The following is a 26595-nucleotide window of genomic DNA, read 5'->3' as shown; positions in this document are numbered from 1 at the left end:
CGCTCACGCCGCGATGAGATCTCCCTCCGGACGGTGTCGATCCAGCGTGGCGCCGATCGTCGCCGGATGAGCCGGCGGGATGGACGCCGCCACCAAACCCCCGGGTGCGAGCCCGGACCTCGACGGACAAGGAGCACGACATGGAGCTGACGACGGACATCGGTGGGCGGAGCGCGGCGGGCGTGGACCGGGCGCCGGCGGGCGCGACCTCGAGGACGGCGCTGTGGACGGGGCGCGTGCTGAGCGGCCTCGCCATCGCGTTCCTCGCCTTCGACGCGCTCGGGAAGCTGATGCGGGCGGCGCCGGTCCTGGAGGGCTCGCAGCAGCTCGGCTACCCGCTCGACACGGTGGTCGGGATCGGCGCGACGCTGCTCGCCTGCGTGGTGCTGTACGCCATCCCGCGCACGGCGGCGCTGGGGGCCATCCTGCTCACCGGCTACCTGGGCGGCGCGGTCGCCACGCACGTGCGGGTGGGGAACCCGCTCTTCAGCCACGTGCTGTTCCCCACCTACGTCGGCGCGCTGATCTGGGGCGGCCTGGTGCTGCGCGACCGGCGGCTGCTCGCTGCGCTGCTGCGCGGGCGCGCCCGCGCGGCGGAGGAGGAGGCCTGATGGACCGGGTGATCTCCAGGGACGGGACCCCCATCGCGTTCGAGCGGCACGGCGCCGGCCCCGCGCTCATCGTGGTGGACGGGGCGCTGTGCAGCCGGACGTTCGGCCCCGTGCCGCAGCTCGCGCCGCTCCTGGCGCGGCGCTTCACGGTCATCGCGTACGATCGGCGCGGACGCGGCGGGAGCGGGGACACGGCGCCGTACGCGGTGGCGCGAGAGGTGGAGGACCTGGCGGCGCTGGTCGAGGCGGCCGGCGGGGCGGCGGCGGCGCTCGGCTTCTCGTCCGGCGCGGCGCTCGCGCTGGAGGCGGCCGCGGGCGGCGTCGGGCTGACCGAGGTCGCGGCCTACGAGCCGCCCTGGGTGGACGACGAGACCGGCGCGCACGGGCGCGCGGGCCACGACGCGCAGCTCCGGCGCCTGCTCGCCGGGGCGATGGTCCGGTACTTCATGCGCCGCATGGTCGGCGTGCCGGCGATGGCGGTCTGGGTGATGCGGCTGCTCCCGATGTGGCGGAAGCTGGAGGCGGTGGCGCACACGCTCCCGTACGACGCGGCGATCATGGGGGACTGGGCCGTCCCGGCGGCGCGACTCTCGGCGCTGCGGGTGCCGGTGCTGCTGATGAACGGCGGGAGGACCGCCCCGGCGCTCGCCCGCGCGGCCCGCGCCGCGGCCGCGGCGATCCCCGGGGCGCGCCACCTGGAGCTCCCGGGGCAGGCGCACGCGGTCGAGCCGGGGCTGCTGGCCGAGACGCTGGAGGCGGCCGCCTTCGGGCGGCAGGCCGCGGGGCGGCCGGGGGAGCCCGAGGCGGATCTGTGGGCCGCCGGGCCTGCCTGATCGCTAGGAACCGAGCTCGGCCGGCAGGCCGAAGCGCGGGAACAGCGTGGCCGTGTCGAGGAACGCGGTCCAGCCGGCGATCCCGCCGGGCGACGGCTCCAGCACGAGGAGCGCCCACGGGCGGTGGAGGCCGGGGCCGGCGGACCGGTACTGCGCGAACGCGGGCAGGCCGCTCGCGGCGGTGGGCACCAGGCGCGAGCCGCGGCACTCGGCGCCGGGCCCGGTGAGCCACGCCGCCACCGCGTCGCGGCCCCGCAGCCAGAGCGAGAACGGCGGCATGGAGAAGCACGCGTCCTCGCGCAGCGTCGCGGTGAGCGCCGCCACGTCGAAGCGCTCGAACGCCTCCACGTAGCGCTCGAGCAGCGCGGCCTCGGCCTGCGACAGCGCGGCGCCCGGGCCGGAGGGATCCCGCGCCGGCAGCGTCGCGCGGGCCCGCTGGAGCATGCTGTTCACGGCCGCCACCGAGGTGTCGAGGTCGCCGGCGATCTCGGCGGCCGACCAGCCCAGCACGTCGGCCAGCAGCAGCGCAGCCCGCTGCCGCGGCGGCAGCTGCTGGAGCGCGGCCACGAACGCGAGCCGGATGCTCTCCCGCAGGAGGGCGCGCTCGGCGGGATCGGCGTCGGCCGGGAGCGCCTGCACGTCGGGGATGGGCTCGATCCAGCGCTCCCCGGGGAGCGCCTCCAGCGGGTCCGCCACCGTCCCGGCCGGCCCGAGATCCATCGGGCGGGCCCGCCGCGCCCGGTCCTCCAGCGCGTCCAGGCAAACCCGGGTGGCGATCCGGTACAGCCAGGTGCGGAGCGACGAGCGTCCCTCGAAGCGGTCCAGGCTCCGCCAGGCGCGCACCAGCGTCTCCTGGACCGCGTCGTCCGCCTCCGCGGCGGAGCCCAGCATGCGGTAGCAGTGGCCGGTGAGCGCCGCCCGGTGCGCCTCGAGCTGATCGACCGTGATCATGCGAGCGAGGTCATAGCGGAGGACCGCGCCGGTGCGAAGCGCCAGCGCGGCACCCATCCGGGCGCCGCTCGCCTAGCGCTGCAGGCCGGGGTGGCGCCCCGGCGCGTCGTGCACCTCCAGCCGGTTGTCGATCCGGCGGACGCCGCGCACCTGCCCGACGGCAGCGAGCAGGCCCTCCACCTCGTCCCGGAGGATCGGGCCGGCGAGCGTCACGATCCCGTCCTCCGCGTGCACCTGGATCGACCGGGCGTGCCGCACCGGACGTCCCATGTGCGCGCGCACCCGCTCGACCAGGATGTCGTCCGGCACGCGCTCGCCCGCGTGCGCGAGCTCGTGGCGCTTCCCGCGCGCCCGGTTGGCCGCGTCCCGCGCGCGCCGCTCCGCCTCCCGCCTCGCCTGGCGCGCGGCCGACGTGGCCTTGTCCCGCACCAGCGCGCGGCGGGCCGCGCCGCGCCGCGGGTCGAGCAGCGCCGCCGCGAGCACGCCCACGGCCGCCCCAGCGACGAAGGACGGCACGCTCCCGCTCCACGCCCGGCTGCGTCGTTCGAACCACATGACGGCTCCTCCCGTTCCGGGGCCCGCGAGGCCCCAGCTACGGTACGCATCGCGGCGGGAGGCGGAGCCCGCCGAGCGGCGGGCGGACGCCCGGGCGCGGGCCGGCTCACTTCACCGCGCCGACCGTGAAGCCGGCGATGAAGCGGTCCAGGAACACGTTGTAGACGATGGCGATGGGCAGGCTCGCCAGCAGGCAGGCGGCCATGAGCGAGCCCCAGTAGTACACGTCGCCGCGCACCAGGTAGATGGGGACGCCCACGCTCACGGTCTGGTGCTCGGCCGACGAGATGAAGGTGAGCGCGTACACGAACTCCTGCGTCACCAGCGTGAACGAGAAGATCACCACCGTGAGGATCCCGGAGACCGAGATCGGGATCACCAGCCTCACGAAGGCGCCGAACCGGGTCAGCCCGTCCACCAGCGCGGCCTCCTCCAGGTCCTTGGGGATGGCCTTGAAGAAGCCCATCAGCAGCCAGATCGAGAACGGCACCGTGAACGTCGGGTAGGTGACGATGATCGCCCAGAGCGTGTCCTGCAGCCCGAGGTCCGCGACCACCCGGGACATGGGGATGAAGAGCAGGGTGGGCGGGATGAGGTAGGTGAGGAAGATGCCGATGCCGAGCTGCTGGCCGGCCGTGCCGGTGAGCCGCGCCAGCGCGTAGGCGGCCGGCACCGCGAGGAGGAGCGTGATGACCACCACCGCCGCGCCGGCCAGGGTGGTGTTCCAGAACCAGCGCAGGAACAGCGTCTCCTCGAACAGGAAGCGGAGGTGGTCGAGCGTGGGCGCCGCGTTGAAGATGAAGGGGTTGTGCTCGACGTCGTAGAGGTCCGACGTCTGCTTGAACGAGGTGATCGCCATCCAGTAGAACGGGAACGCGAGCAGCACCGCGAACCCGGCCACGATGGTCCACCGCCCGACGCGCGTCGCGAGCGTCGTCTGGGTCCGGATCACGCCCGCCTCCTCACGTCACCTCGGCGCGGTGCGCGACCCGGAGCATCAGGAACGCGACCGCCACCAGGATCGGCACCAGGAACACCGAGATCGCGGCGCCCTCGGCCAGGTCCGAGCCGAGCACGCCGGTGAAGAACGCCAGCGAGGGCAGCACCTGGGTGGTGTCGTACGGGCCGCCGCGGGTCAGGATGTAGACCACGGTCATGTCGGTGAAGGTGAAGACCACGCCGAACAGCACCGCCACGTTGATGATGGGCCGCATCATCGGGAGCGTGATCTCGAAGTGCGTGCGCCAGAAGCCGGCGCCGTCCACCGCGGCGGCCTCCGGGATCTCCTTGGGGATGGAGGTCAGGCCGGCCAGCATGATCACGGTCGCGAACGGGATCATCCGCCAGGAGTGCACGGCGATCACCGAGCCCATCGCCAGGGTGGGCTCGCCGAGCCACATGGGCGGATCGAACGCGTTCACGAGGTGCAGCCTCGCCAGCACCCAGCTCACCACCGAGTAGATGGAGTCGAGGAGCCACTTCCAGCCGATGGCGCCCAGGCTGATGGGCGCGACCCACGGCAGCAGGATCAGGAAGCGCACCGCGGCGCGCCCGCGGAACCGCTCCTTCAGCGCCAGCGACAGCGCGGTGGCGCAGACCAGCACGATCACCTGGGTGGAGATGGTGAACACGAACGAGTCGAGCAGCGAGCGGCGGAACGCCGGGCTGCGCATCACGCTGCGGAAGTTGTCGAGGCCGACGAACCGCCAGCCCTCCGAGCCGACCGTGACGTCGCTCACGCTGTACAGGAACGCCAGGACGAGCGGCAGGCCCACCAGCGCCAGGATGTAGATCACCGCGGGCGAGAACATCGCCACGCCGAGCCAGGTCGCGGACGACGGTCCCCGCCGCCGCGGGACGTCCCGGAGCGCCTTGGCGGCGGGCCGCCTGGCGGCGTCGGCGGGCGTCACCGCCACCCCAGCTCCCGGGCCGGGATGCGCTTGCGGCTGCTCCGGTCGAACAGGCGCAGGTCGCGCTCCGCCACCGCGAGCGGGTGGACCGCGCCCGCGTCCAGCCCGGCGCTCGCGCCCATCGTCATGCGCGAGATCACCGCGCGCCCGTCGAACCGGCCGCCCTGCACCTTGCCGTGCAGGATCTGCTCGGAGCCCAGGAACTCCACCGCCTCCACCCGCACGTCCAGCGGCACCGCCGGGCCGGCCACCGCTCCGCGCGGCAGCAGGGTCTCCGGGCGGAAGCCGGCGATCACCTCGCCGCTGTCGAGCAGGTTCATGGGGGGCGAGCCGAGGAACGTGGCCACGAACGTGTCGGCCGGCTCGTCGTAGACCTCCTTCGGCGTCCCGACCTGCCGCACCACGCCCTTGTCCAGCACCACGATCCGGTCGCCCATGCTCATCGCCTCGACCTGGTCGTGCGTGACGTAGATGGTGGTGGTGCCCACCCGCGCGTGGAACTGGATCAGCTCGGTGCGGGCGGAGGCGCGCAGCTTCGCGTCCAGGTTGGAGAGCGGCTCGTCCAGCAGGAACACGGTGGGCTCGCGCACCAGCGCCCGGGCCAGCGCGACCCGCTGCCGCTCGCCCCCGGACAGCTCGCGCGGCTTGCGCGCCAGCAGGTGCCCGATGCCGAGCAGCTCCGCGGCCCAGCGCACCCGCTCCCGGCGCCGGTCCTTCGGGATCCCGTGCGCCTTGAGCGGGAAGCCGATGTTCTTCTCCACGGAGAGGTGCGGGTAGAGCGCGTAGCTCTGGAACACCATGGCGATGCCGCGGGCGCGGGGCGGCAGCCCGGTGACCACGCGGCCGCCGATGAGCACGTCCCCGCGGGTGGGCTCCTCCAGCCCGGCGATCATCCGCAGGAGCGTGGACTTCCCCGAGCCCGAGGGCCCGAGGAAGACCAGGAACTCGCCGTCGCGGGTGGCGAGGTCCACCTCGTTCACGGCGGCGCCCTGGTCGGCCTTCCGGAAGAACTTGGTGAGCCTCCGCGTCTCGACGACCGCCACGCGCCCTCCCGCCTACTTCCACTTGTCGAAGATGCGCTTCACCTCGACCTCGGCCGCCTTCACCGCGTCGCGCGCCGACAGCTCGTCGCGCGCCACCTTCGCGAACATCGTCGGGAGGACGAAGGTGTTGAACACCTCGTCGATGGCGGCGGTGGCGTAGCCGGGGTAGCCGACATTGGTGGCCCACTCGGTGACGCCCGCGAGCACCTTGTACTTGTCGGGCGGCACGCCCTTGGGGTCGTTCGACACCTGCTTCGCGAGGTCCGGCACGGTCTTCGGGAAGCAGGGGAAGTTGTAGAACTCGCTCGCCTTGAACGCCTCGCCGAACGCGTCCATGTAGTCGGCCAGGAACTGCTTCGCGCCGTCCTTGTTCTCGGCGAACTTCCAGATCACGTAGCAGTCCATCACGTGCTCGGCCGCCATCCGGCGCACCGGTCCCTTCAGCGCGGGCACGATCTGGATCTTCTTCGACATCTCCGGGTTCTCCTTCTCGGCGGTGCGCGTGACCGAGATCGCGTTCAGCACGAAGGAGAGCTTGCCGGCCAGGATGCCGCGGTTGTTCGAGGACGGATCCCAGGTGAACACCTCCCCGGTCTGCGCCTCCTTCTGCAGCGCGCGCATGAACTCGAGCGCCTGGATGGTCTGGGGCGAGTTGATGACCACCCGGCCCTCGGCGTCCTGCACGGAGCCGCCGAAGGACCAGAGCAGCGCGCGCGTGGCCATGTTCGTGTCGAGCTCCTGCGAGAGCCCCACGCCGCACGGGTTGCCGATCTTCTGCTTGATCGCGGCCGCGCCCTTGCGCAGGTCCTCCCAGGTGTCGGGGCCGTGCGGGAACCCGACCTGGGACCAGAGGTCCTGCCGGTAGTTCCCCGGGTCCGGCACGTAGCTGTCGGAGAACGCGAAGTACTTCTTGGTCTTCGGGTTGAAGGTGGACTTGTGCCCGAGGTCGTTCACCTTGCCCCAGCGCTTCTCCACCTGCTGGTAGATCTCGGAGTGGTCGATGACCTGCTTCTCGTACGCCGCGGGCGGCGAGAGGAACATGAACAGGTCGTGGCCCTTCTGCGCGGAGACCTCGGCGGCGGCGCGCGCGTTGATCTCGGGGATGGAGATGTGGTCCACGATCACCCGGGTGCCGTGCTTCTCGCCCCACTGCTTGCAGAACGTCCCGTCGAACCACTTGTCGTAGCCCGGGACGAAGTGGCTCCACTGGATGATCTTGAGCGTCTTGCCGCCCTGCGCGCGTGCGCGCCGCGGCAGCCCGGCCGCCGCGAGCGCGCCCACGCCCGCCGCCTTCACGAACTGCCGCCGGCTCCACCTCGAGGATCCGCGATCGCCTGCCATTCCGACCTCCGGCGCGCGAACGCTCGCGCGCGAAACCCTGACCTCTGCATCGCTATGTACGAGGGTGGCTGGCGGCCGTGCGCCTGACGGGTCCGGCGTCGCGTCGCTTGGGGCCCGCCCGCGCGTGCTCCCTCCATGGCGACGCCGCGCGCGGGGCCGCTCGCGTGCGCGGTGGCGCGCCGCGTCGGGCCCGGGCTGGTGCTTGCCGCCCGACGGAGCGCACGGTTGAATCGCGCGGATGCCCGACGCGCCCGCCCCGCCCCGGAAGGCCGCCCGATGAGCGGGCCCGGACCCCTGCCGGTGCGGCTCGATCCGCCGGTGGACCCGGCGCGGGACCACGTGCTCGGCGAGCCCGGCGCGGACCTGACGCTGGTCGAGTACGGCAGCTACGCGTGCCCGCACTGCCACGTCGCCCACGAGGTGGTGGCCGAGCTGCGCGACCGCCTGGGGGACCGCCTCCGGTACGTGTTCCGCCAGCGCCCCATCCGCGCCGAGGCGGCCCGGCCGGCGGCCGAGCTGGCCGAGGCGGCCGGGCTCGACGGTGAACGCTTCTGGCACGCGCACGACCTGCTCATGCGGCGGGGGCCGTCGTTCGCCGCCGGCGAGCTGGACGCGATCGCGCGCGAGCTGGGGCTGCCGCCGCGCGAGCGCGGCGCCGGCCCATGGGAGGGCGCGGCGGCGCGCGTGCGCGAGGACGTGGAGAGCGCGCGCCGGAGCGGCGTCCACCTCACCCCGACGTTCTTCATCAACGGCCGCCGCTACGAGGGCCCCTGGGACGCGGCCGCGCTCTCGGAGGCGCTGCTCGGCTCCCTGGGGCACCGCCTGCACGCGGCGACGCTCGACTTCGCGCGCTGGGCGCCGTCCACCGGCCTGCTGCTGGTAGTCGCCACCGCCATCGCGGTGGCGATCGCGAACTCGTCGGCGGGCGCCGCGTTCACCGCCGCCTGGCAGGCGCCGCTCGGGCTCTCGCTGGGCGGCCGCGGGTTCGCGCTGCCGCTGGTGCAGTGGGTGAACGACGGCCTGCTCACGCTGTTCTTCCTGGTGGTGGGCCTCGAGATCAAGCGCGAGCTGACCGTGGGCCGGCTGGCGAGCTGGCGCGCCGCCGCGCTCCCCATGGCGGCGGCCATCGGCGGGATGGTCGCGCCCGCCGCGCTGTACCTGCTCGTGATCCCCGCCGGCCCGCTCGCGGGCGGGTGGGGCACGACCATCTCGACCGACACCGCCTTCGCGGTGGCGATCCTGGTGCTGCTCGGCGACCGCGTGCCGGTGGACCTGCGGGTGTTCCTCACCGCGGCGGTGATCGTGGACGACCTGGTCGCGATCGCGGTGGTGGCGCTGTTCTACTCCGGCGCGATCTCGCTGCCGTGGCTGCTCGCGGCGGCAGCGGTGACCGCGCTGCTCGCCGGGCTGAACCGCGCGGCGATCTCGGCGGCGCCGCCGTACGTCGCGCTGGGCGCGCTGCTGTGGGCCTGCCTCCACGCGGCGGGGCTGCACCCCACGCTGGCCGGGGTGATCCTGGCGGTGGTGACGCCGACCCGGCCGCCGCCCGACCTCCGCGCGCTCACCGGCCAGGCGCAGGCGGTGCTGGAGGCGGAGCTGCGCCGGGCGCGCGAGGGCGTGCTGCGCCACGGCCCCTCCGAGCCGGCGCTGCGCGCGCTCGACGCCATCCACGACCGAATCGAGTCGCCCGCGAGCAAGCTGCTGCGGACCCTGGACCCCTGGGCGAGCTACGCGGTGCTGCCGGTGTTCGCGCTCGCGAACGCCGGCGTGGCCTGGGTGCCGGGCGCGCTGGACGGGCGCGGGCGGCTGGTGGCGGCCATCGTGCTCGGCCTGGTGGCCGGGAAGCCGCTCGGCATGTTCCTGGCGGCGCGGCTGGCGGTGCGCGCCGGGCTGGCGGTGAAGCCGGCGGCCTACGCGTGGCGGCAGCTCGCCGGCGCCGGGGCGCTCGCCGGCATCGGCTTCACCATGTCGCTCTTCATCGCCGGACAGGCGTTCCCGGACCCGGCCGACTTCCGCGCGGCGAAGATCGCGATCTTCGCCGCGTCGCTGCTCGCCGGCGTCCTCGGCGCGCTGGTGCTCTGGCCGCGGCGCTCGCCCGCGGCGGAGGCGGAGGCACTCCCGGCGCCCGAGGGGTCCGAGGTGGACGCGGCGGGCACGTAGCCCGCCAAGGAGATGGAGGCGCTCGCGCGCGTGCAGCCGGGCTTCCTCGGCGTGGAGAGCGCCCGTGGCGCCGACGGCCTCGGCATCACCGTCGCGTACTGGCGCGACGAGGACGCCATCCGGCGCTGGCGGGAGCTGGCGGACCACCGCGCAGCGCAGCGGGCCGGGCGGGAGCGGTGGTACCGCGCGTACCGCGTCCGAGTGTGCCGCGTCGAGCGCGAGTACGCCTTCCCCTGATCGCCGAGGTCGAGCGCCCGCGGCCCGGCGCCGGCGTCAACGCGCCCCCAGCCGGCCGCCGGGCCACGTCCAGCCCGCGTCGTCCGGCGCGTCCACGCCGTGCTCGTGCGCGTACATCCGGGCCGCGAGCTGCCGGTTGCGCAGCCGCTCCTTGGCGTGCGCGCCGGTGGCGCGGAGGCGCGGCACGCGGTCGATGACGTCCATGGCCAGGCTGAACCGGTCGATCTGGTTGTCGATGGCGAGCTCGAGCGGCGTGTCGATGCTGCCCTTCTCCTTGTAGCCGCGCACGTGCAGGTTCGGGTGGTTCCGGCGGCGGTACGCGAGCCGGTGGATCAGCCAAGGGTAGCCGTGGAAGTTGAAGATGATGGGCCGGTCGGTGGTGAACAGCGAGTCGAAGTCGCGGTCGGAGAGGCCGTGCGGGTGCTCGGTGTCCGGCTGCAGCGTGAACAGGTCCACCACGTTGACGAAGCGGAGCTTCAGGTCCGGGAACGCCTCGCGCAGCAGCGCGGTGGCCGCGAGCGCCTCGAGCGTGGCGACGTCGCCGGCGCAGGCCATCACCACGTCGGGCTCGGCGCCCTCGTCGCTGCTGGCCCAGTCCCAGATCCCGAGCCCCTTGGCGCAGTGGGTGATGGCCGCGTCCATGGGCAGGTACTGGAGGTGCGCCTGCTTGTCGGCCACGATCACGTTCACGTAGTCCTCGCTGCGCAGGCAGTGGTCGGCCACCGACAGCAGGCAGTTCGCGTCGGGCGGCAGGTAGATGCGGGTGACCGCGGCGCTCTTGTTCACCACCACGTCGAGGAAGCCCGGGTCCTGGTGGGTGAAGCCGTTGTGGTCCTGCCGCCACACGGTCGAGGTCACGAGCAGGTTGAGGGAGGCGATCTCCTCGCGCCAGGAGAGCTGGTTGCAGATGGAGAGCCACTTCGCGTGCTGGTTGAACATCGAGTCGATGATGTGGACGAACGCCTCGTAGGTGGAGAGCAGGCCGTGGCGGCCGGTGAGCAGGTAGCCCTCCAGCATCCCCTCCAGCGTGTGCTCCGACAGCATCTCGACCACGCGCCCGTCCGGCGCGAGCCGCCCGCCGTCCTCGTCCTCGGGGAACCGCTCGGCGAGCCACAGCTTCCGCGAGGCCTCGTACACCGCGTCGAGCCGGTTGGAGCTGGTCTCGTCCGGCCCGAACAGCCGGAAGCGGGTGGGGTTCTGCCGCATCACGTCGCGCAGGAACGTGCCCAGCGGGCGCGTGTTCTCCGCGCGGGACTCGCCCGGCGCCGGCACCGGCGCCGCGTAGTCGCGGAAGTCGGGGAGGAGGAGCGCCTTCTTCAGCACCCCGCCGTTCGCGTGCGGGCTCGCGCCCATGCGGCGCTCGCCGCGGGGCGCGGCCTCCCGCACCAGCGGCACGGGCGCGCCGGACGCGTCGAACAGCTCCTCGGGCTGGTAGCTGCGCATCCAGCGCTCCAGCAGCGCCAGGCGCGCCGGGTCGTCCTTCACGCGCGGGATGGGGACCTGGTGCGCGCGCCACGAGCCCTCCAGCCGGTGGCCGTCCAGCTCCGCCGGCGCGGTCCAGCCCTTCGGCGTGCGGAGCACGATGGCGGGCCAGCGGGGGCGGGCGGCGACCCCGGTGCGCCGGGCCTCGAGCTGCGCGCCCCGGATCAGCTCGACGCACCGGTCGAGCGTGGCGGCCATGGCCTGGTGCATCGACTCCGGCTCGGAGCCCTCCACGAAGAACGGGGTCCAGCCGGCGCCGCGCAGCAGCGCCTCCAGCTCGTCGTGGCCGATGCGGGCGAGCAGGGTGGGGTTGTCGATCTTGTAGCCGTTGAGCGACAGGATCGGCAGCACCGCGCCGTCGCGGATCGGGTTCAGGAACTTGCTCACGTGCCAGGACGTCGCGAGCGGCCCGGTCTCCGCCTCGCCGTCGCCGACCACCGCGGCGACGACGAGGTCCGGGTTGTCGAACGCGGCGCCGCAGGCGTGCGAGAGCACGTAGCCCAGCTCGCCGCCCTCGTGGATGGAGCCCGGCGTCTCGGGCGTGCAGTGGCTCCCGACGCCGCCGGGGAAGGAGAACTGGCGGAAGAACCGGCGCAGCCCCTCCTCGTCCAGGCTGCGGTCGGGGTAGACCTCGGAGTACGTGCCCTCGAGGTAGACGGGGCCGAGGACGCCGGGCGCGCCGTGGCCCGGCCCGGCCATGAACAGCACCTCGGTGCCGCGCAGCCGGATCAGCCGGTTCAGGTGCGCGTACGCGAACGACAGCGCCGGGCTCGCGCCCCAGTGGCCGAGCAGCCGGTTCTTCACGTGCTCGGGGCGCAGCGGCTCGCGGAGCAGCGGGTTGTCGCGCAGGTAGATCATGCCTGCCGCGAGGTAGTTGCAGGCGCGCCAGAACGCGTCGATGCGCCGGACCTCCTCGGGCGCGAGCGGCCGCTCGGTGACGGTGGCGCGGGCGGGGCCGTACGCGGACAGCGCGGCGGCGCCCGGCGAGGCGGCGGGGTTCGAGGTCACGTGGCTACCCTCCCTGGCGCGCGGCGGCGCGCGATCGAGCAGCGCCCGGGCCTGGCGCGCGATGGTCAGCTCCTCGTCGGCCCGGACCACCCAGGCCGAGGCGCGGCTGCCGGCGGCGGAGACGCGCGGGCCGCCGGCCGCGTTCGCGTCCGGGTCGAGCTCCACGCCCGCCCAGGCCGCGTCGCGGCAAACGCGGGCGCGGATCTCCGGGGCGTTCTCGCCGATGCCGCCGGTGAACACGAGCGCGTCCAGGCCGCCCAGCGCGGCCGCGGCGGCGCCGAGCTCGCGGCGGATCCGGTGCACGAACAGGTCCACCGCCAGGCGGGCGCGCGGGTCCGCCGAGGCGAGCAGCGTGCGCATGTCGGACGAGAGGCCGGACACGCCCAGCAGGCCGGAGCGGTCGTAGAGCAGCCCCTCGATCTCCTTCGCGCGCATCCCGCGCTCGGCGGAGAGCCACAGCAGCGCGCCGGGGTCGATCGAGCCGCAGCGCGTGCCCATCACCAGGCCGTCCAGCACGCTGAAGCCCATGGTGGCGCCGAGGCTGCGCCCCGCCTGCAGCGCGCACAGGCTCGCGCCGTTCCCGAGGTGCAGCGCCACGGTGCGCCCGGCCGCGGCCGCCGGGTCGAGCGCGGGGAGCGCCTCGGCCACGTGCTGGTAGGAGAGCCCGTGGAAGCCGTACCGGCGCAGGCCGGCCTCGTGCAGCTCCTCCGGGATCGCGAACCGCTCGAAGAGCGGGGGCGCGGTGCGGTGGAACGACGTGTCGAAGCAGGCCACCTGCGGCACGTCCGGCAGCAGCTCGCGCAGGGCCCGGATCGGAGAGAGGTTGTGCGGCTGGTGGAGCGGCGCGAGCGGGACGAAGGTCTGGAGCCGCGCGAGCACCTCGTCGGTCACCAGCGCCGGGCCGTCGAACACGGTCCCGCCGTGCACGACGCGATGGCCCACGCCCGCGAGGCCGCGCCCGCCGAGCGTGCCGTCCACGAGCTCCAGCACGGCCCGCAGGGCCGCCCCGTGGTCCACGTAGGCGCTCGCGGGCCAGGTGCGCTCGGCGGCCAGCTCGCCGTCCGGCCCGTGCGCCACCAGGTGCGGCTCGCCGTCGCCGCCCAGCCGCTCGACCTTGCCCCGCAGCTCGGCGGCGAGCGCGCCGTCCCCCCGCCCGGCGAAGAGCGAGAACTTGATCGAGGACGACCCTGCGTTGAGGACGAGGATCCGCTCGGACATGGCAGCGCCCCACATACTGCTCCCCGCCGCCGGCGCGGTCAGCGGAAGTCGGGTCGCACCCCGCGCGGTCCCCGGGCCGGGCCCGTGCTCACGCGAGCGTCTTGCGGAAGCGGAGCGCCGAGAGGACGAAGATGGCCGAGCCGATCACCGCCAGCGCGGTGAGGGGGACCGCCAGGTCCACCAGGCCCGCGCCCCTCAGCAGGGAGCCGCGCATCACGGTGGCGAAGTGGCGCACCGGGTTCACGAAGGTGATGGCCCGGAGCCAGCCGGGCATCGCGGCGACCGGGGTCATGACGCCGGAGAGCAGCAGCGCCGGGACCAGGAACAGGAAGCCGCCCAGGAACGACTGCTGCTGGTTCTTCGAGATGGTCGAGATGAACAGGCCGACCCCGAGCGTGGTGAGCAGGTAGAGCAGGGTGCCGAGCGCCAGGACCGGGAGCGGGCCGCGGATGGGCACCCCGAAGATCAGGCTGGCGGCCCCCACCAGCATCGCCAGGTTCACGAAGCCGATGATCACGTACGGCGCGATCTTGCCGGCGAGCAGCACCGCCGGGCGGATGGGCGTGACCAGCACCTGCTCCAGCGTGCCCATCTCCCGCTCGCGCGCGAGGCCCATCGCGCTCACGATGGTCGTCACCACCACCAGGAGCAGCGCGGCGATGCCCGGGACCATGTAGGGAGGGGAGTCGAGCCCAGGGTTGTAGAAGAGCCTCGGCACGAGCGCGAGCTGGCCGGGCAGCGTGGCGCCCCGCGCCGCGCTCGCGTCCCGGGCCAGGCGCTCCCCCTCGCCGGCGAAGTAGCGCGCCACCGCGTCGGCGGCGACCGTGGAGCGGTTCGGGTCGGCGCCGTCGATGAGCACCTGCACCTCGGCCGGGCGGCCGGCGGCGAGATCGGCGGCGAGCCGCTCCGGGAACATCACCGCCGCGGCGGCCTCGCCGCGGTGCACCCGCTGCTCGGCCTCGACCGCCGAGGCGGTGTCGCCGGCCCGGAGCAGGGTGCCGTCGGCGAGCAGCCGCCGCGCGTGCTCGCGCGAGACGTCGGTGCGGTCGCGGTCGAGCACCACGGTGCGGACCCGGTCCACGTCGAAGTTCGCCGCGAACCCGAAGACCACCGTCTGCAGCAGCGGCGCGACCACCAGCACCGCCATCATGCGCTTGTCGCGCGCGGTCTGGCGGACCTCCTTGCGGAACACCGCCAGGAACTGCACGCGGGCCGAGGGCCGGGGTCGATGTGCGGTCACGCGAGCCTCCGCTTGAAGCGCGCGGTGGAGAGCGCGATCACCAGGAGCGCGAACGCCACCACCGCGAGCAGGTCGGGCCAGAGCACGTCGAGGCCGTTCCCCTTCAGCAGGATCTCCCGGAGCGCGTGCACCATGTAGCGGGCCGGGATCACGCGGGAGAGGAGCTGCAGCGCCACCGGCATGTTCTCGATGGGGAACACCATGCCGGAGAGCAGCAGCGAGGGGAGCAGCGCGGAGATGAGCCCCACCTGCGTGGCGAGGAGCTGGTTCTTGGTGAGCACCGACACGAGCAGCCCCTGCCCGAGCATGCCCACCACGAAGAAGAACCCCATGGCGACGAGGAGCGGCGGCCTGCCCATCACCGGCACGTCGAACACGGCCGCCCCGAACGCGATCACGAGCAGCAGCTCGAGCATCGCCAGCACCAGGTAGGGCAGGAGCTTCCCGAGCACGATCTCCAGCCGGCCCACCGGCGAGGCGAAGAGCTGCTCCATCGAGCCGCGCTCCCACTCGCCGGCCACGGTGAGCGTGGTGAGCAGGATGGCGGTGATGGCCAGGATGTAGGCGGCGAGCCCGGGCACCAGGAACAGCGCCGAGCGCGCGGCGGGGTTGTAGAGCGTCCGGACCTTCACCGACAGCGGCGGCGCCGCGACGGTCGCGGCCGCGGCGGAGAGGCGCCGCGACTCGGCGCGCACCAGCGCGTCGGCCTTGGAGAGGAGCTGGTTCGCCGAGCTGACGTCGGAGGCGTCGGCCAGGAGCTGGAGCTCCACCCGCTCGCGGCGCGCCAGCCGCTCCTCGTAGTCCTCCGGGATCACAAGCACCGCGGCCGCCGCGCCCCGGCGGAACAGCCGGTCCGCGTCGGCCGGCGCGACCTCGCCCGCCAGCGCCAGCTCGCCGCCCTCGGTGAGCGTGCGGACCAGCGCGCGGGAGGCCTCGCTCCGGTCGGCGTCGGCGACCGCGAGCGGGATCCGCTCCAGGTCGGTGGTCACCCCGTAGCCGAACAGGAACAGCATCACCACCGGCATGACCAGCGCCAGGTACAGCGTGCGCGGGTCGCGCAGGACGTGGATGGTCTCCTTCTGCGCCATGGCGCCGATGCGCACCAGCGAGCGGCGCACCCGCTCCTGCGCCCCGGTCACGGCGAGCCCTCCTCGCCGCGGCCGCCGGCGCCGACCACCGCCAGGAACACGTCCTCCAGGCTCGGCTCGGCGGCCTCGACCACCACGTCCGAGGCGCCCCCGGCCCGCAGCGCGGCCGCCGCGTCCGCGTCGGACAGCGCCCCCGGCTCGACCCGCAGGTGCAGCGCCGCGCCGAAGCGCATCACGTTCCTCACGCCCGGGAGGCTCCGCGCCCGCTCGACCGCGCGCGCCAGGTCCCGGCCGCGCGCCACGAGCAGCCGCTCCGGCACCCAGGTCGCCTTGAGGCCCGCCGGCGTGTCGAGCGCCACCAGCTTGCCGTCCACCATCAGGCCGATGCGCCGGCAGTACTCGGCCTCGTCGAGGTAGTGCGTGGTGACGAACACGGTGGTCCCCTCGCGCGCCAGGTCGCGGATGACGCGCCAGAACGTGCGGCGGGCGACCGGGTCCACCCCGGCGGTGGGCTCGTCGAGGAACACGACCTGGGGCCGCTGCAGGATGGCGCTGGCGAGCGCGAGCCGCTGGCGGACCCCGCCGGGCAGGTCGCCGGTGATGACGTCGCCCGCGTCGCGCAGGTCGGCGAGCGCCAGCACCTCGTCGGCGCGCCGCTCCAGCGCCTTGCCCCAGAGCCCGTACGCGCCGCCGAAGAAGATCAGGTTCTCGCGCACCGGCAGGTCGAGGTAGAGCGAGAACTTCTGCGACATGTAGCCGATGGAGGCCTTCACGCCCTCGGGATCGGCGGCGAGGTCGTGGCCGGCCACGCGGCCGGTGCCGGAGCTGGGCGCGAGCAGCCCGGTGAGCATGCGGATGGTGGTGGACTTCCCCGCGCCGTTCGCGCCCAGGTAGCCGAAGATCTCGCCGCGCTCGACCTCGAAGCTGACGCGGTCCACCGCCAGGAACGCGCCGAAGCGGCGCGTCAGCTCGCGCGCCTCGATCGCCGGCGCGGCGGCGCTCGCGGCCGGGATCACGCCGCCTCCCGGATGCGGGCCAGGAACAGGTCCTCGAAGTCGGGGTGGGTCGGCTCCAGCTCGCCGCCGAGCGGCGCGATGGCCCGCGCCACCTCGTCGCGCGCGCCGCGGGCGACCACCACCTTGAGCCGCGCCCCGGCGGGCGAGGCCGCCAGCACGGCCGGGTGGGCCGCCAGCGCCGCGTCGAGCCGCTCACGGTTCCCGCCGTGGACCTCGTAGGCCTCGTCCTCGAACTCGTCGATGAGCGCGCCCGGCTCGCCGTCGAGCAGGGCCCGCCCCCGGTGCACCAGCGCCACACGGCTGCAGCGCTCCGCCTCGTCCATGTACGGGGTGGACACGAGCACCGTCATGCCGCCGTGCACGAACTCGTGGAGCAGCGCCCACAGCTCGCGGCGCGAGACCGGGTCCACGCCGTTGGTCGGCTCGTCGAGGAGCAGCACCTCGGGCTCGTGCAGCAGCGCGCAGGCGAGCGCGAGCTTCTTGTACATGCCGCCGGAGAGCGCGTCGGCGCGGCGGTCGGTGAACCGGTCGAGGCGGGTGATGGCGAGGAGCCGCTCCTTGCGCTCGCGGTAGACCGCGCGCGGCAGCACGTACAGCCGCGCGAAGAAGTGCAGGTTCTCCTCCACGGTGAGGTCGCGGTAGAGCGAGTACTGCTGCGGCATGAGCCCGAGCCGCTCGCGGTTCGCGCCGGAGAGCGGGTCCGCGCCCAGCACCCGCGCCTCGCCGCCGTCCAGCGCGAGCAGGCCGGCCAGCGCGCGGATGGCGGTGGTCTTGCCGGCGCCGTCGGGGCCGACCAGGCCCAGCAGCTCGCCGCGCGCGAGCTCGAAGGACAGGCCGTCGAGCGCGACGGTGGCGCCGAAGCGCCGGACCATCCCGCGCGCGACCACCGCGGGGCCGGCGCCGGGGGAGGGGGTGGGCTCGTGCGTCATGGCGCGCGCCTCAGCGCCCCGTCCCGGGCAGCGTCACCTGCACCGGCATGCCGGCCCGGAGCTTCGCGTCCCGGTTCACCACCACCACCTCCACCGGGTAGACCAGCCGGTCGCGGTCGGTGCGGGTCTGGATGTTCCTCGGGGTGAACTCGGCCTCCAGCGAGACCGTGCGCACCGTCGCCTGGAACCGCTCGCCCGGCCACGCGTCCGCCGCCACCTCGGCCTTCTGCCCCGGCTTCACCGCGCCGATCTCGGCGTTGGGCAGGTAGAAGGTGGCGGTCACCTCCGAGAGGTCCACGAGGCGCGCCAGCACCGCGCCCGGCGGCACCAGCTCGCCGGCCTCGTGCGGCAGCGTCTGCACCTCGGCGTCGCGCGGCGCGCGGAGCTCGCACTCCCCCGCGAGGATCCGGGCGCGCTCCACCGACGCCTCCGCCGCCCGCACCTGCGCCAGCGCGGCCTGCGCCTGCGACGCGGTGGCGGTGGTGTTGACCGCCGCGGCGCGCGCCTGCTCGGCGCTGGCGGTGGCCTGCGCCCTCGCGGCGAGCGTCTGCTGCGAGAGCTGCGCCGCGCTCGCCTGGGTGAGGTCGATGCTCGACGCGGCCACGTCCTCGGGCAGGTTCGTGAGCCGCCGCGCCTGCCGCTCGGCGGCCTCGGCCTGCGCCGCCAGCGCGGCCGCCTGCGCCTTCGCCGCCTCCTGCGTCGCGCCGGCCGCCACCCGCGCGCGCTCGGACGCCTTCACCTGCGCCATCGCGGCCGCCGCCTGCGCCCGCGCGGCGGCGAGCCGCGCCTCCGCCTCGGCGAGCGCCGCGGCGGGATCGGCGCAGTCGAGGCGGACCAGCAGGTCGCCCGCCTTCACGCGCTGGCCCTCGCGCACCTTCAGCTCGAGGATGCGCGCGCCCACGCGCGAGGAGAGCTCGACCACGGTCCCCTCGATCTCGCCCGAGCCGCCCGCCGGCGCCGACAGGGCGCGCGCCTGGCTCCACAGGCGGTAGCCGATGAGGCTGGCCAGCACGAGCGTGAGCACCACCAGGACCGCGACGACTCGTCTCATGTCTGCTCCCTCCGCGGTGGATTCCGCGGGCTGCGCCCGGTCCCGTCGCAAGACGCGTGCCGCCGGGCGGCGGGCGCCCGCGCGCCGCCTGGACGCGGCGTTGCGCCCCGCGCGTCGGCCCTCCGGCGTAGGAGAACCGACGCGGCGTAAGGGAATCCGAACGCGCGCGCCCTGGCCGCGCGTCGAAAGCGCCGCTGCGCGGCGATTCCCCGCGCCGGCACCGTCCTTGCTCTCCTCCGCGCCCGGCGGCGCCACCCCCGCGCCGCGCCGGAGAACGCACCGTGAACACGTCGATCCTCCTCGCGCTCCTCCTCGCCCTGCCGGCCGCCGCCCCGGCGGCCCCGCCGGTCGCCCCGCAGGACGCCGCCCCCGAGCCGCCGGCCGCCGCCCCCGAGCTGACGCTCGAGGCCGCGCTCCGCGAGCTGGACGCGCAGAGCCTGACCCTGGTGCAGGCGCGCAGCCGCGCCGGCGAGGCGGGCGCGCTGGTGCGGCAGTCCGCGGCCGCGCTCCTGCCGACGCTCTCGGCCCAGGGCACCTATCTGAAGAACAGCGAGGGCGTGACGCTGGCGCTGCCCGGCGGACCCGAGCGCGTCATCCAGCCGGACCAGTCGCTGAGCGTGACCGCCACCGCGCGCGTCCCGCTGCTCGTCCCCACCGCCTGGTTCGACCTCGCGGCCGCGCGCGACGCGGCGCGCTCCGCGGAGCTGGGGGCGGAGGCGACCCGGCGCACGCTGCGCACCGGCTTCGCGCAGTCGGCGCACGGCGCCGCCTCGGCGGAGGAGGTGGTGGCGGCCTCGGAGCGCGCCGTCGCGAGCGCGGCCGAGCTGGTGCGGAGCGCGGAGCGCCGGGTGGCGGCCGGGACCGCCGCGCCGCTCGACGTGCTGAAGTCGCGCACCGAGCAGGTGAAGCGCGAGGGCGATCTCGTGGCGGCGCGCGCGAACCTCGAGCGGGCGCGGCTCGCGCTCGGGATCCTGCTCGGGCGGAAGGAGCCGGTGCGGGTGGTGGTGCCGGACGGCGCCGCCGCGCCCGCGCCGGAGCTGGAGATGCCGGCGGAGGCGCTGGCGGGCGAGGCGCTCGAGCACCGGCCCGAGATCGCGGCCCAGGACGCGCAGGTCGCGGCGGCCGAGGCCGGCGTCCGCTCCGCGTGGGCGCGGCTCGTGCCGCAGCTCTCCGCCTCCGGCGCCGCGTTCGCGGCGGACACGCCCTACGTCACCGGGGAGAAGGACGGCTGGCGCGTGACGCTCGACCTCACCTGGAGCCTCTACGACGGCGGCTTCCGGTACGGGAAGCGGCGCCAGGCGGAGGCCCAGGCCACCGGCGCGCGCGCCGGCGCCGAGGCGCAGCGCCTCGCGGTCAGGCAGGAGGTGGAGGACGGCCGCCGCGACCTGCGCGTCGCCCGCGAGCGGCTCCGGCTGGCGCAGACGCAGTCGCAGCTGGCGGGCGAGACGGCCGCCTCCGCGCGCCGCTCCTTCGAGGCGGGCATCGCGTCGAGCCTCGACGTGATCGACGCGAACGACCGCGAGTACCTGGCCGAGATCGGCCTCGCCGACGCGCGCGCGCGGCTCGCGCAGGCGCGGCTCGCCCTCGGGCGCGCGCTGGGGCGGGACCTGTAGCGCCGGGGCGGCCATGCGCGCGGCGGCGGTCACGGCGCGGCGGCGGGTGGGCTCCGGCCCGCCGCTGCCCGAGCGCATCCAGCGGGAGGAGTTCTCCAGGCTGTTCGGACGGCTGCTCACGATCCGGGTGTGGGTGCTGCTGCCGGTCCTGCTGCTGGTCGGCTGGGTGGTATGGATCGACCCGTCGCCCTGGCGGCGCGCGGTGCTGCTCGTCGCGCTCGTGGCGGTGGCGATCTTCTTCGTCCGGGAGCTGCTCGCGTTCCGGGCCGGCGGGGCGGGCCAGCGGTCGGTGAACCGCAACGTGCTGCTCGCGACCTTCGGGCAGCTGGTGGTCTCCTTCGCGACCGGCGGCATCGACAGCCCGTTCCTGCCCGCCGCGCTGGTGCTGGCGGTGATCCCGGCGATGCTGGTGGAGGGGCCGGTGCGCTGGCTCATCCCCGCCATGCAGGTCTCGGGGGTGCTGGCCCTGGCGGCGCTGGCGGCGACCGGCGCCATCCCCGATCTGAACCTGGCGGCGTTCGGCGGCGGCGCGCGCGTCGGCGCCGGGACCGCCTACCTGTGGGCCGACGCGGCCCTGCTCTGCCTCATGCTGGCCGGCGTCCACGCCCTCGGGAACGGGCTGCGGCACGCGTACCAGGCCGTGCTCCGGCGGCAGCTCGCCGCGCAGGAGGACGCCTTGCGGGCGCACCAGGAGCGCGCCGCCGAGCTGGTCGAGCTGTCCGGCGAGATCGCCCACGAGCTGAAGAACCCGCTCGCCAGCGTGAAGGCGCTCGCGGCGCTGCTGCGCCAGCAGCTCCCGGACGGCAAGGGCGCCGAGCGGCTGGAGGTCCTGCGGCACGAGGTGGACCGGATGCAGGCGGTGCTGGAGGACTTCCTGAACTTCTCGCGCCCGCTGGTCCCGCTCTCGCTCGCGCCGTGCGACCTCGCCGCGCTCTGCCAGGAGGTCGCGGCGCTGCACGAGGGGGTCGCCTCCGAGCGCGGGCTGGCGCTGTCGGTGGAGGGCGACGGCGTCTCCGTGCAGGCCGATCGCCGCAAGCTGAAGCAGGTGCTCATCAACCTGGTGCAGAACGCGGTGGACGCGAGCGGGCCGGGCGGCGAGGTGGTGCTCGAGGTCGCGCCGGCCGGCGGCGGCGCGCGCGTGCGCGTGCTGGACCGCGGCGCGGGCGTGGACCCCTCGCTCGGCGACGCGGTGTTCGAGCCCGGCGTGACCAGCAAGGCCAAGGGGTCCGGCCTGGGGCTCACCGTGGCGCGCGCCATCGCCCGCCAGCACGGCGGGGACCTCGCGCTCGCGCCGCGCCCGGGCGGCGGCACGGCCGCGGAGCTGGTCCTGCCGGCGCGCCCCGCCGCGCCCGGACCCTAGCGGCGCGATCCGCGATCCCGGAGGACCGCGGATCGCGCGCGGGGAGCGGCTACCGCGGCCCCGCGGCCGGCTCCGCCGGCACCGGGAACCCGCGCTTGCGCATGAGCGCGCCGATGCCGGGGTCGCGCCCGCGGAACGCGCGGTACGCGTCGGCCGGGTCCACCGTGTTCCCGGCGGAGAACACGTGCTGGCGCAGGCGGGCCGCCACCGCCCGGTCGTACGGCCCCTTGGCCTCGGTGAACGCCTCCCAGGCGTCGGTGCTGAGCGTGTCGGCCCACAGGTAGCTGTAGTAGCCGGCCGAGTAGCCGTCGCCGGAGAACACGTGGAGGAAGTGCGGCGGGCGGTGGCGCATCACCAGCTCGCGCGGCATGCCCAGCGCGCCGAGCGTCTCCTTCTCGAAGGCGGCCGGGTCGATCTCGGCCGAGCCGGCGAGGTGCATCTTCATGTCCACCAGCGCGGCCGAGAGGTACTCCACGGTCGCGAAGCCCTGGTTGAAGGTGGACGCCTTCTGGATCTTCGCGACCAGCGCGCGCGGCAGCGGCTTGCCGGTCTTCACGTGGCGCGCGAAGCGGTCCAGCACCTCCGGCGTCTCGAGCCAGCGCTCCAGGAGCTGCGAGGGGAACTCCACGTAGTCGCGCGCCACCGCCGTGCCGGAGAGCGACGGGTACCCGACGCTGGAGGCGAGGCCGTGCAGCGCGTGCCCGAACTCGTGGAACAGGGTCTCGGCGTCGGTCCAGCTCACCAGCACCGGCTCGCCCGGCTTCCCCTTCACGAAGTTCGCGTTGTTCGAGACGATGGTCGGGACCTCGCCGTCGAACCGCTCCTGGGCGCGGTACGCGTTCATCCACGCGCCCGAGCGCTTGCCGTCGCGGGCGTACGGGTCGAAGTACCAGCGGCCCACGTGCCGGCCCTTGCCGTCCTTCACCTCCCAGACGCGCACGTCGGGGTGGTACACCGGCACGCCCTTCGCCGGCGTGAAGTGCAGGTCGAACAGCCGGCCCGCCACCCAGAACATCGCCTCGCGCAGCTTCTCGAGCTGCAGGTAGGGCTTCACCTCGTTCTCGTCGAGGTCGTACTTCGCCTTGCGGACCTTCTCCGCGTAGAAGCGGTAGTCCCAGGGCTCGATGGTGATGCCCGCGCCCTCGCGGTCGGCCACCGCCTGCATGTCGGCGACCTCCTCGCGGACCCGCGCCACCGCGGCCGGCCAGACCGCCTCCATCAGCGCCATGGCGCGCTCGGGCGTCTTCGCCATCGAGTCCTCGAGCCGCCAGTGCGCGTGCGTCGGGTAGCCGAGCAGCTTCGCCCGCTCGGCGCGGAGCTTCAGGATCTCGGTGATGGCCGCCTTGGTGTCGTGGGCGTCGCCGTGGTCGCCGCGGCGGGTGAAGTCGCGCCAGACCCGCTCGCGCAGGTCGCGGCGCTCCGAGTAGGCGAGGAACGGCTCGACGCTGGAGCGCGTGTTGAGCACCGCCCACTTGCCGGGCTTCCCGCGGGTCGTCGCCGCGGCCGCCATCCCCGCGCGCACGGTCGCCGGGAGGCCGGCCAGCGCCGCCTCGTCCTCGAGGACCAGGGTGTAGCCGGACTCGTCGGCGAGCACGTCCTGCGAGAACTTCGTGTAGAGCGTGGCGAGCCGCTCGTTGACGGCGGCCACCCGCTGCTTCGCGGCGGGGTCGAGCTTCGCGCCGGCGCGGACGAACGTCGTGTAGTAGAGCCAGGCGAGCCGCTTCTGCTCGGGCGTCCTGCAGGAGGTCTCGCGCGCCTCGTACACCGCCGCGATCCGCGCGAACAGCTTCTCGTTCTGCGTGATGCGGTCGTCGAACGCGGCCAGCTTCGGCGCGAGATCGCGCTCGACCGCCTGGAACTCCGGCGTGCTCATCGCGCTGGAGAACACGCCGAACACGGTCATGGCCCGGTCGAGCGCCCGGCCGGAGCGCTCCATCGCGGCCAGCGTGTTCTCGAAGGTGGGGGCGGCCGGGTCCGCGGCGATCGCCTCGACCGCGGCGAGCTTCGCGGCCATGCCGGCCTCGATGGCGGGGGCGAGCTGCTCGACGCGCGCCACGTCGAACGGCGGGACGCCGCCGTGCGGGCCCGCCCACGGGGCGAGCAGCGGGTTGTTCACGGGGACCTCCGCGCGCGCGGGGGCCGCGGGCGGGCTGGAGAGCAGGACGAGCTGCGCGAGCGCGCTCGCGACGAGTGCCGACATGGACGACCTCCGCGCCGAATGGCGTCGAGGTTGTCTCTCGCGGGGCCGCGGTCGGGTCAAGTCCCTCGTCGCGGCCCCGGGGCCCGGGCGCGCCCCGGGGTCGCGGGCGGCGGGTCAGCGGCGCGGGCCGCGCGCGGCGAGGTCGCGGACCCGGTTCTCGCCCGAGGACTCGAACGTGCCGAGCGCGGCCACGTGATCGCGCAGCGCCAGGAACTCGAAGTCGTCGAGCACCTGGCCGGTGCCGGGGACGAGCTCGATCCCGAGGGCCGGGAGGAGCTGGTACACGAACGCGTTCATGACGATGGAGTACGTCGCCGCCGGGTCCACCGGCGCGCCGCCGACCTCGAGCGACCGGATCCGGGGCGGCCCGGCCAGGCTGGAGTCGTAGACCAGGCGCGCGCCGGAGAGCTGCGGGACGTAGTCGTCGTCCGCGGTCGAGATCCCGATGGCGAGCTCCAGCGCGGTCAGCAGGACGTCCCCGCGGATCCGCCCGGTCGCGACGCGCGTCCCGAAGTACGTGAGCGGATCGAAGGAGACCCCCACCATCCGGAACAGGTCCTCCTGCACCACCGGCCCCTCCGCGATCCCTTGCGGCGTCTGGCCCGCCACCGTGAAGGCGAGGTCGGTGCCCGGCCTGCGGAGGCGCAGCGCGTCGGTGATCAGGTTCCCGGTCCCGGTGTCGCGCTTCGGCACGTCGAAGCGGATCGCGTTCGTGACGTTCCCGGCCGCGTACGCGATGGCCGTGTGGAACGGGTCCTCGAAGGGCGGCGGGAAGAACGGCGCGAAGATCACCGGGATCGCCGCCTGCAGCTGCGCCACGCCCAGCGCGACCGCGCCGGGCACGGAGGTGGGGGAGGGCGCCGGCCGCGCGACCGTCCTGTCCACCGCCACGAGGTCCACCGACACGGTCGAGACGCCGGCCGGCTCGACGTCGAGCCGCACGCGGCCGACCTTCCGGTAGTACGCCCCGGCGTGCACGACGGGCACCGGCCGGCCGCTCGCGCCGGGGATCAGCTCGGCGAGCTCGTAGTGGTCGTGGCCGCCCACCACCGCGTCCACCCCGACCACGTTCGCGGCGACGGCCTCGTCCAGCCGCTGGCCCAGGTGCGAGAGCACGATCACGGCCTGCGCGTCCGGGACCCCGTCCCCGTCCTCGTCCGCGGTCCGCGCGGCCACCACGGCCTCCTGCGCCACCGCGAGCAGGCCGAGCGGCGGGTCGTCACCTCCGGTGAATGCGGCGTTCCCCTGGGAGGGCAGGTCGAACGGCGTGGTCAGGCCGACCACCGCGACCTTCAGGCCGCCCACCTGGACGAGCGCGTGCGGCGCGATCATCCCGGCGCACTCGAACGGCGTCGCGTTCGCGGCGAGCAGCGGGAACGAGCCGCCGGCCGCGAGGTAGGAGCCCGCGAGCACGCAGCCCGGGAACCAGAGCTCGTGGTTGCCCACCGTCATCGCGTCGAGCCCGAGCATGCCGAGCAGCTGCAGCTCCACCGATCCGAAGGTCGCGTTGAAGTACAGATCGCCCATGAAGAGGTCGCCCGCGTGGAGGAAGACCGTGTTCGGCTCCTCCGCCCGCAGCCGGGCGATCACGGCGGACGCCTTCACGAGGCCGCCGACGGTGCCGTCCAGGCTCGCGTCCTTCGGCCCGGCGGCGTCGAGGTTGGAGTGCGTGTCGTTGACGCTCAGGATGGTGAGCGCCGTCGCCGCGGCCGGCCCCGGGCCGGCGGCCAGCGCGGTCGCCAGCACGGTGCAGGCGAGCCTGCGAGTCGCGTGTGACATGGAGTCCCCCCGGCCGGCGGCGCGAGCTCCATGGCCTCCGGCTCGCGCGATGGTCGCGCGGCGGGTGAACGGCGTCTGCGGGTGAAAGCGGGGACGGAGGAAGGAGGGCGGCGCGCCGGGTTGCGGCAGCGGACCGCACGGCCAAGGCCGCCCAGGCCCGGCAGTTCGTGTCGGCGCATCTCCCACCTTCCGGTGCGATCCGCCGTTGACACGGCGCGCGAACGCGGGTTGAACGTGCGTGCGCCGGCGCTCGCCGGCGCGCCACGGGCGCGGCAGCCGGGCCGCCGCGCGCCGCCCCTCACCACCCACGGAGCGAACACACATGAAGCGGATGCTCATCTCCGTCCTCGCAGCCCTCGCGCTGGCGCCCTTCGCCGCGCAGGCCCGCAACCTGTCGCCGGGCACGTTCGAGCTCTCCGGCTCGACGCAGCTCGGGTTCTCCACCACCTCCACCGAGGTGGACGGCGATCCGAACGACTTCGACCAGGACATCTGGACGATCCACGGCTCGGGCCTCGTCTACATCGCCCCGAACCTCGGCGTCGGCCTCGTCCTCGGGCACCAGAACGTCGAGACCACCTACGGCCTCGAGAAGACCGAGTCCAGCACCACCACCTTCGGCCCGGCGATCGGCTTCAACGTGAGCCTGGCCCCGCAGCTCTCGCTCAAGCTGAACGGCAACCTCGTGTTCGCGCGGGGCTCCCAGGACGACCTCGACATGGACGGGTTCGGCTGGGGCGTCGGCGCGGGGCTGAGCTTCTTCCCCGTCTCGTACCTCTCGATCGACGCCGGCCTCGGCTACCAGGCGCTGTACCTCGAGGACGACGTGAACCGCGACTGGGACGTCTCGGGCCTGAACGTCGGCGTCGGGCTCAGCGTCTACTTCGGCGGCCGGTAGGCCCCGAGCCCGTCCCGCGCTCCGCGGGGCGGGCGTGTCGTTCCCGCGGCGCGTTCCCGGAAGGGGCGCGCC

Annotated in this window: 21 protein-coding genes; 7 read left to right on the top strand and 14 right to left on the bottom strand. The window is 74.7% G+C overall.

The features are described 5' to 3' along the window. Positions 1 to 140 precede the first annotated feature (140 nt). Positions 141 to 611: a DoxX family protein gene (locus ADEH_RS16160; protein ID WP_011422177.1), complete on the top strand. Its 471-nt coding sequence runs from the start codon at positions 141 to 143 to the stop codon at positions 609 to 611. Next, positions 611 to 1444: an alpha/beta fold hydrolase gene (locus ADEH_RS16155; RefSeq protein WP_011422176.1), complete on the top strand. Its 834-nt coding sequence runs from the start codon at positions 611 to 613 to the stop codon at positions 1442 to 1444. Before ADEH_RS16160 ends, ADEH_RS16155 begins: the two co-directional genes overlap by 1 nt. A gap of 3 nt (positions 1445 to 1447) precedes the next feature. Here ADEH_RS16155 and ADEH_RS16150 read toward each other — a convergent pair whose 3' ends face one another. From ADEH_RS16150 to ADEH_RS16125, 6 genes are all read right to left on the bottom strand, one after another. After that, positions 1448 to 2395, bottom strand: coding sequence for a sigma-70 family RNA polymerase sigma factor (locus ADEH_RS16150; RefSeq protein WP_049760115.1), 948 nt, complete (start codon positions 2393 to 2395; stop codon positions 1448 to 1450). Positions 2396 to 2467: 72 nt separating this feature from the next. After that, entirely contained in the window at positions 2468 to 2950 is a 483-nt protein-coding gene (locus ADEH_RS16145; RefSeq protein WP_011422174.1) for a BON domain-containing protein, read from the bottom strand. A 106-nt stretch (positions 2951 to 3056) separates the two neighbouring features. Next, the gene (locus ADEH_RS16140; protein ID WP_011422173.1) at positions 3057 to 3902 is read right to left on the bottom strand and encodes a carbohydrate ABC transporter permease; all 846 of its coding nucleotides are present in this window, start codon (positions 3900 to 3902) and stop codon (positions 3057 to 3059) included. Positions 3903 to 3912: 10 nt separating this feature from the next. Then, a complete protein-coding gene (locus ADEH_RS16135) occupies positions 3913 to 4860 on the bottom strand; it encodes a carbohydrate ABC transporter permease (protein ID WP_041453916.1) in 948 nt (315 codons plus the stop codon). Next, entirely contained in the window at positions 4857 to 5903 is a 1047-nt protein-coding gene (locus ADEH_RS16130; protein WP_011422171.1) for an ABC transporter ATP-binding protein, read from the bottom strand. The genes ADEH_RS16135 and ADEH_RS16130 overlap by 4 nt, the downstream gene beginning before the upstream one ends. Positions 5904 to 5915: 12 nt before the next feature. Then, positions 5916 to 7244, bottom strand: a complete 1329-nt coding sequence (locus ADEH_RS16125; RefSeq protein ID WP_011422170.1) for an ABC transporter substrate-binding protein — start codon at positions 7242 to 7244, stop codon at positions 5916 to 5918. Positions 7245 to 7520: 276 nt separating this feature from the next. Here ADEH_RS16125 and nhaA point away from each other — a divergent pair, with 276 nt between their 5' ends. After that, positions 7521 to 9404: a Na+/H+ antiporter NhaA gene (gene nhaA, locus ADEH_RS16120; RefSeq protein WP_041453611.1), complete on the top strand. Its 1884-nt coding sequence runs from the start codon at positions 7521 to 7523 to the stop codon at positions 9402 to 9404. Positions 9405 to 9416: 12 nt separating this feature from the next. Beyond that, the gene (locus ADEH_RS16115) at positions 9417 to 9641 is read left to right on the top strand and encodes an antibiotic biosynthesis monooxygenase family protein (protein ID WP_011422168.1); all 225 of its coding nucleotides are present in this window, start codon (positions 9417 to 9419) and stop codon (positions 9639 to 9641) included. 36 nt (positions 9642 to 9677) lie between these two features. On the opposite strand, the gene ADEH_RS16110 is transcribed toward ADEH_RS16115, so the two are convergent. From ADEH_RS16110 to ADEH_RS16085, 6 genes are all read right to left on the bottom strand, one after another. Then, positions 9678 to 13349: a phosphoketolase gene (locus ADEH_RS16110; protein WP_232287303.1), complete on the bottom strand. Its 3672-nt coding sequence runs from the start codon at positions 13347 to 13349 to the stop codon at positions 9678 to 9680. Between the two features lie 88 nt (positions 13350 to 13437). Next, positions 13438 to 14589, bottom strand: a complete 1152-nt coding sequence (locus ADEH_RS16105) for an ABC transporter permease (protein WP_011422166.1) — start codon at positions 14587 to 14589, stop codon at positions 13438 to 13440. Beyond that, a complete protein-coding gene (locus tag ADEH_RS16100) occupies positions 14586 to 15728 on the bottom strand; it encodes an ABC transporter permease (protein ID WP_011422165.1) in 1143 nt (380 codons plus the stop codon). Before ADEH_RS16100 ends, ADEH_RS16105 begins: the two co-directional genes overlap by 4 nt. After that, positions 15725 to 16693, bottom strand: coding sequence for an ABC transporter ATP-binding protein (locus ADEH_RS16095; RefSeq protein ID WP_011422164.1), 969 nt, complete (start codon positions 16691 to 16693; stop codon positions 15725 to 15727). The genes ADEH_RS16100 and ADEH_RS16095 overlap by 4 nt, the downstream gene beginning before the upstream one ends. Then, positions 16690 to 17622 (bottom strand): ABC transporter ATP-binding protein, encoded by a 933-nt coding sequence (locus tag ADEH_RS16090; RefSeq protein WP_011422163.1) that lies wholly within the window; start codon positions 17620 to 17622, stop codon positions 16690 to 16692. The genes ADEH_RS16095 and ADEH_RS16090 overlap by 4 nt, the downstream gene beginning before the upstream one ends. Positions 17623 to 17632: 10 nt before the next feature. Beyond that, positions 17633 to 18673: an HlyD family secretion protein gene (locus ADEH_RS16085; protein WP_011422162.1), complete on the bottom strand. Its 1041-nt coding sequence runs from the start codon at positions 18671 to 18673 to the stop codon at positions 17633 to 17635. A gap of 281 nt (positions 18674 to 18954) precedes the next feature. On the opposite strand from ADEH_RS16085, the gene ADEH_RS16080 reads away from it, so the two are divergent. Both ADEH_RS16080 and ADEH_RS16075 read left to right on the top strand, forming a co-directional pair. Further along, positions 18955 to 20286, top strand: a complete 1332-nt coding sequence (locus ADEH_RS16080; RefSeq protein WP_011422161.1) for a TolC family protein — start codon at positions 18955 to 18957, stop codon at positions 20284 to 20286. A 13-nt stretch (positions 20287 to 20299) separates the two neighbouring features. Then, positions 20300 to 21646, top strand: a complete 1347-nt coding sequence (locus ADEH_RS16075) for a sensor histidine kinase (RefSeq protein WP_011422160.1) — start codon at positions 20300 to 20302, stop codon at positions 21644 to 21646. A 49-nt stretch (positions 21647 to 21695) separates the two neighbouring features. Here ADEH_RS16075 and ADEH_RS16070 read toward each other — a convergent pair whose 3' ends face one another. Both ADEH_RS16070 and ADEH_RS16065 read right to left on the bottom strand, forming a co-directional pair. Beyond that, positions 21696 to 23846 (bottom strand): M3 family metallopeptidase, encoded by a 2151-nt coding sequence (locus ADEH_RS16070; protein ID WP_011422159.1) that lies wholly within the window; start codon positions 23844 to 23846, stop codon positions 21696 to 21698. A 114-nt stretch (positions 23847 to 23960) separates the two neighbouring features. Further along, positions 23961 to 25625, bottom strand: a complete 1665-nt coding sequence (locus ADEH_RS16065) for a bifunctional metallophosphatase/5'-nucleotidase (RefSeq protein ID WP_011422158.1) — start codon at positions 25623 to 25625, stop codon at positions 23961 to 23963. A 322-nt stretch (positions 25626 to 25947) separates the two neighbouring features. On the opposite strand from ADEH_RS16065, the gene ADEH_RS16060 reads away from it, so the two are divergent. After that, on the top strand, positions 25948 to 26523 hold the full coding sequence (locus ADEH_RS16060) for an outer membrane beta-barrel protein (protein ID WP_041453609.1): 576 nt from the start codon (positions 25948 to 25950) through the stop codon (positions 26521 to 26523). Positions 26524 to 26595: the final 72 nt, after the last annotated feature.

The sequence above is a fragment of the Anaeromyxobacter dehalogenans 2CP-C genome (genome assembly GCF_000013385.1).
GTDB lineage: Bacteria > Myxococcota > Myxococcia > Myxococcales > Anaeromyxobacteraceae > Anaeromyxobacter > Anaeromyxobacter dehalogenans_B.
Note: the sequence above shows the minus strand (reverse complement) of the source record. Positions and strands in the feature narration are given on the sequence as shown.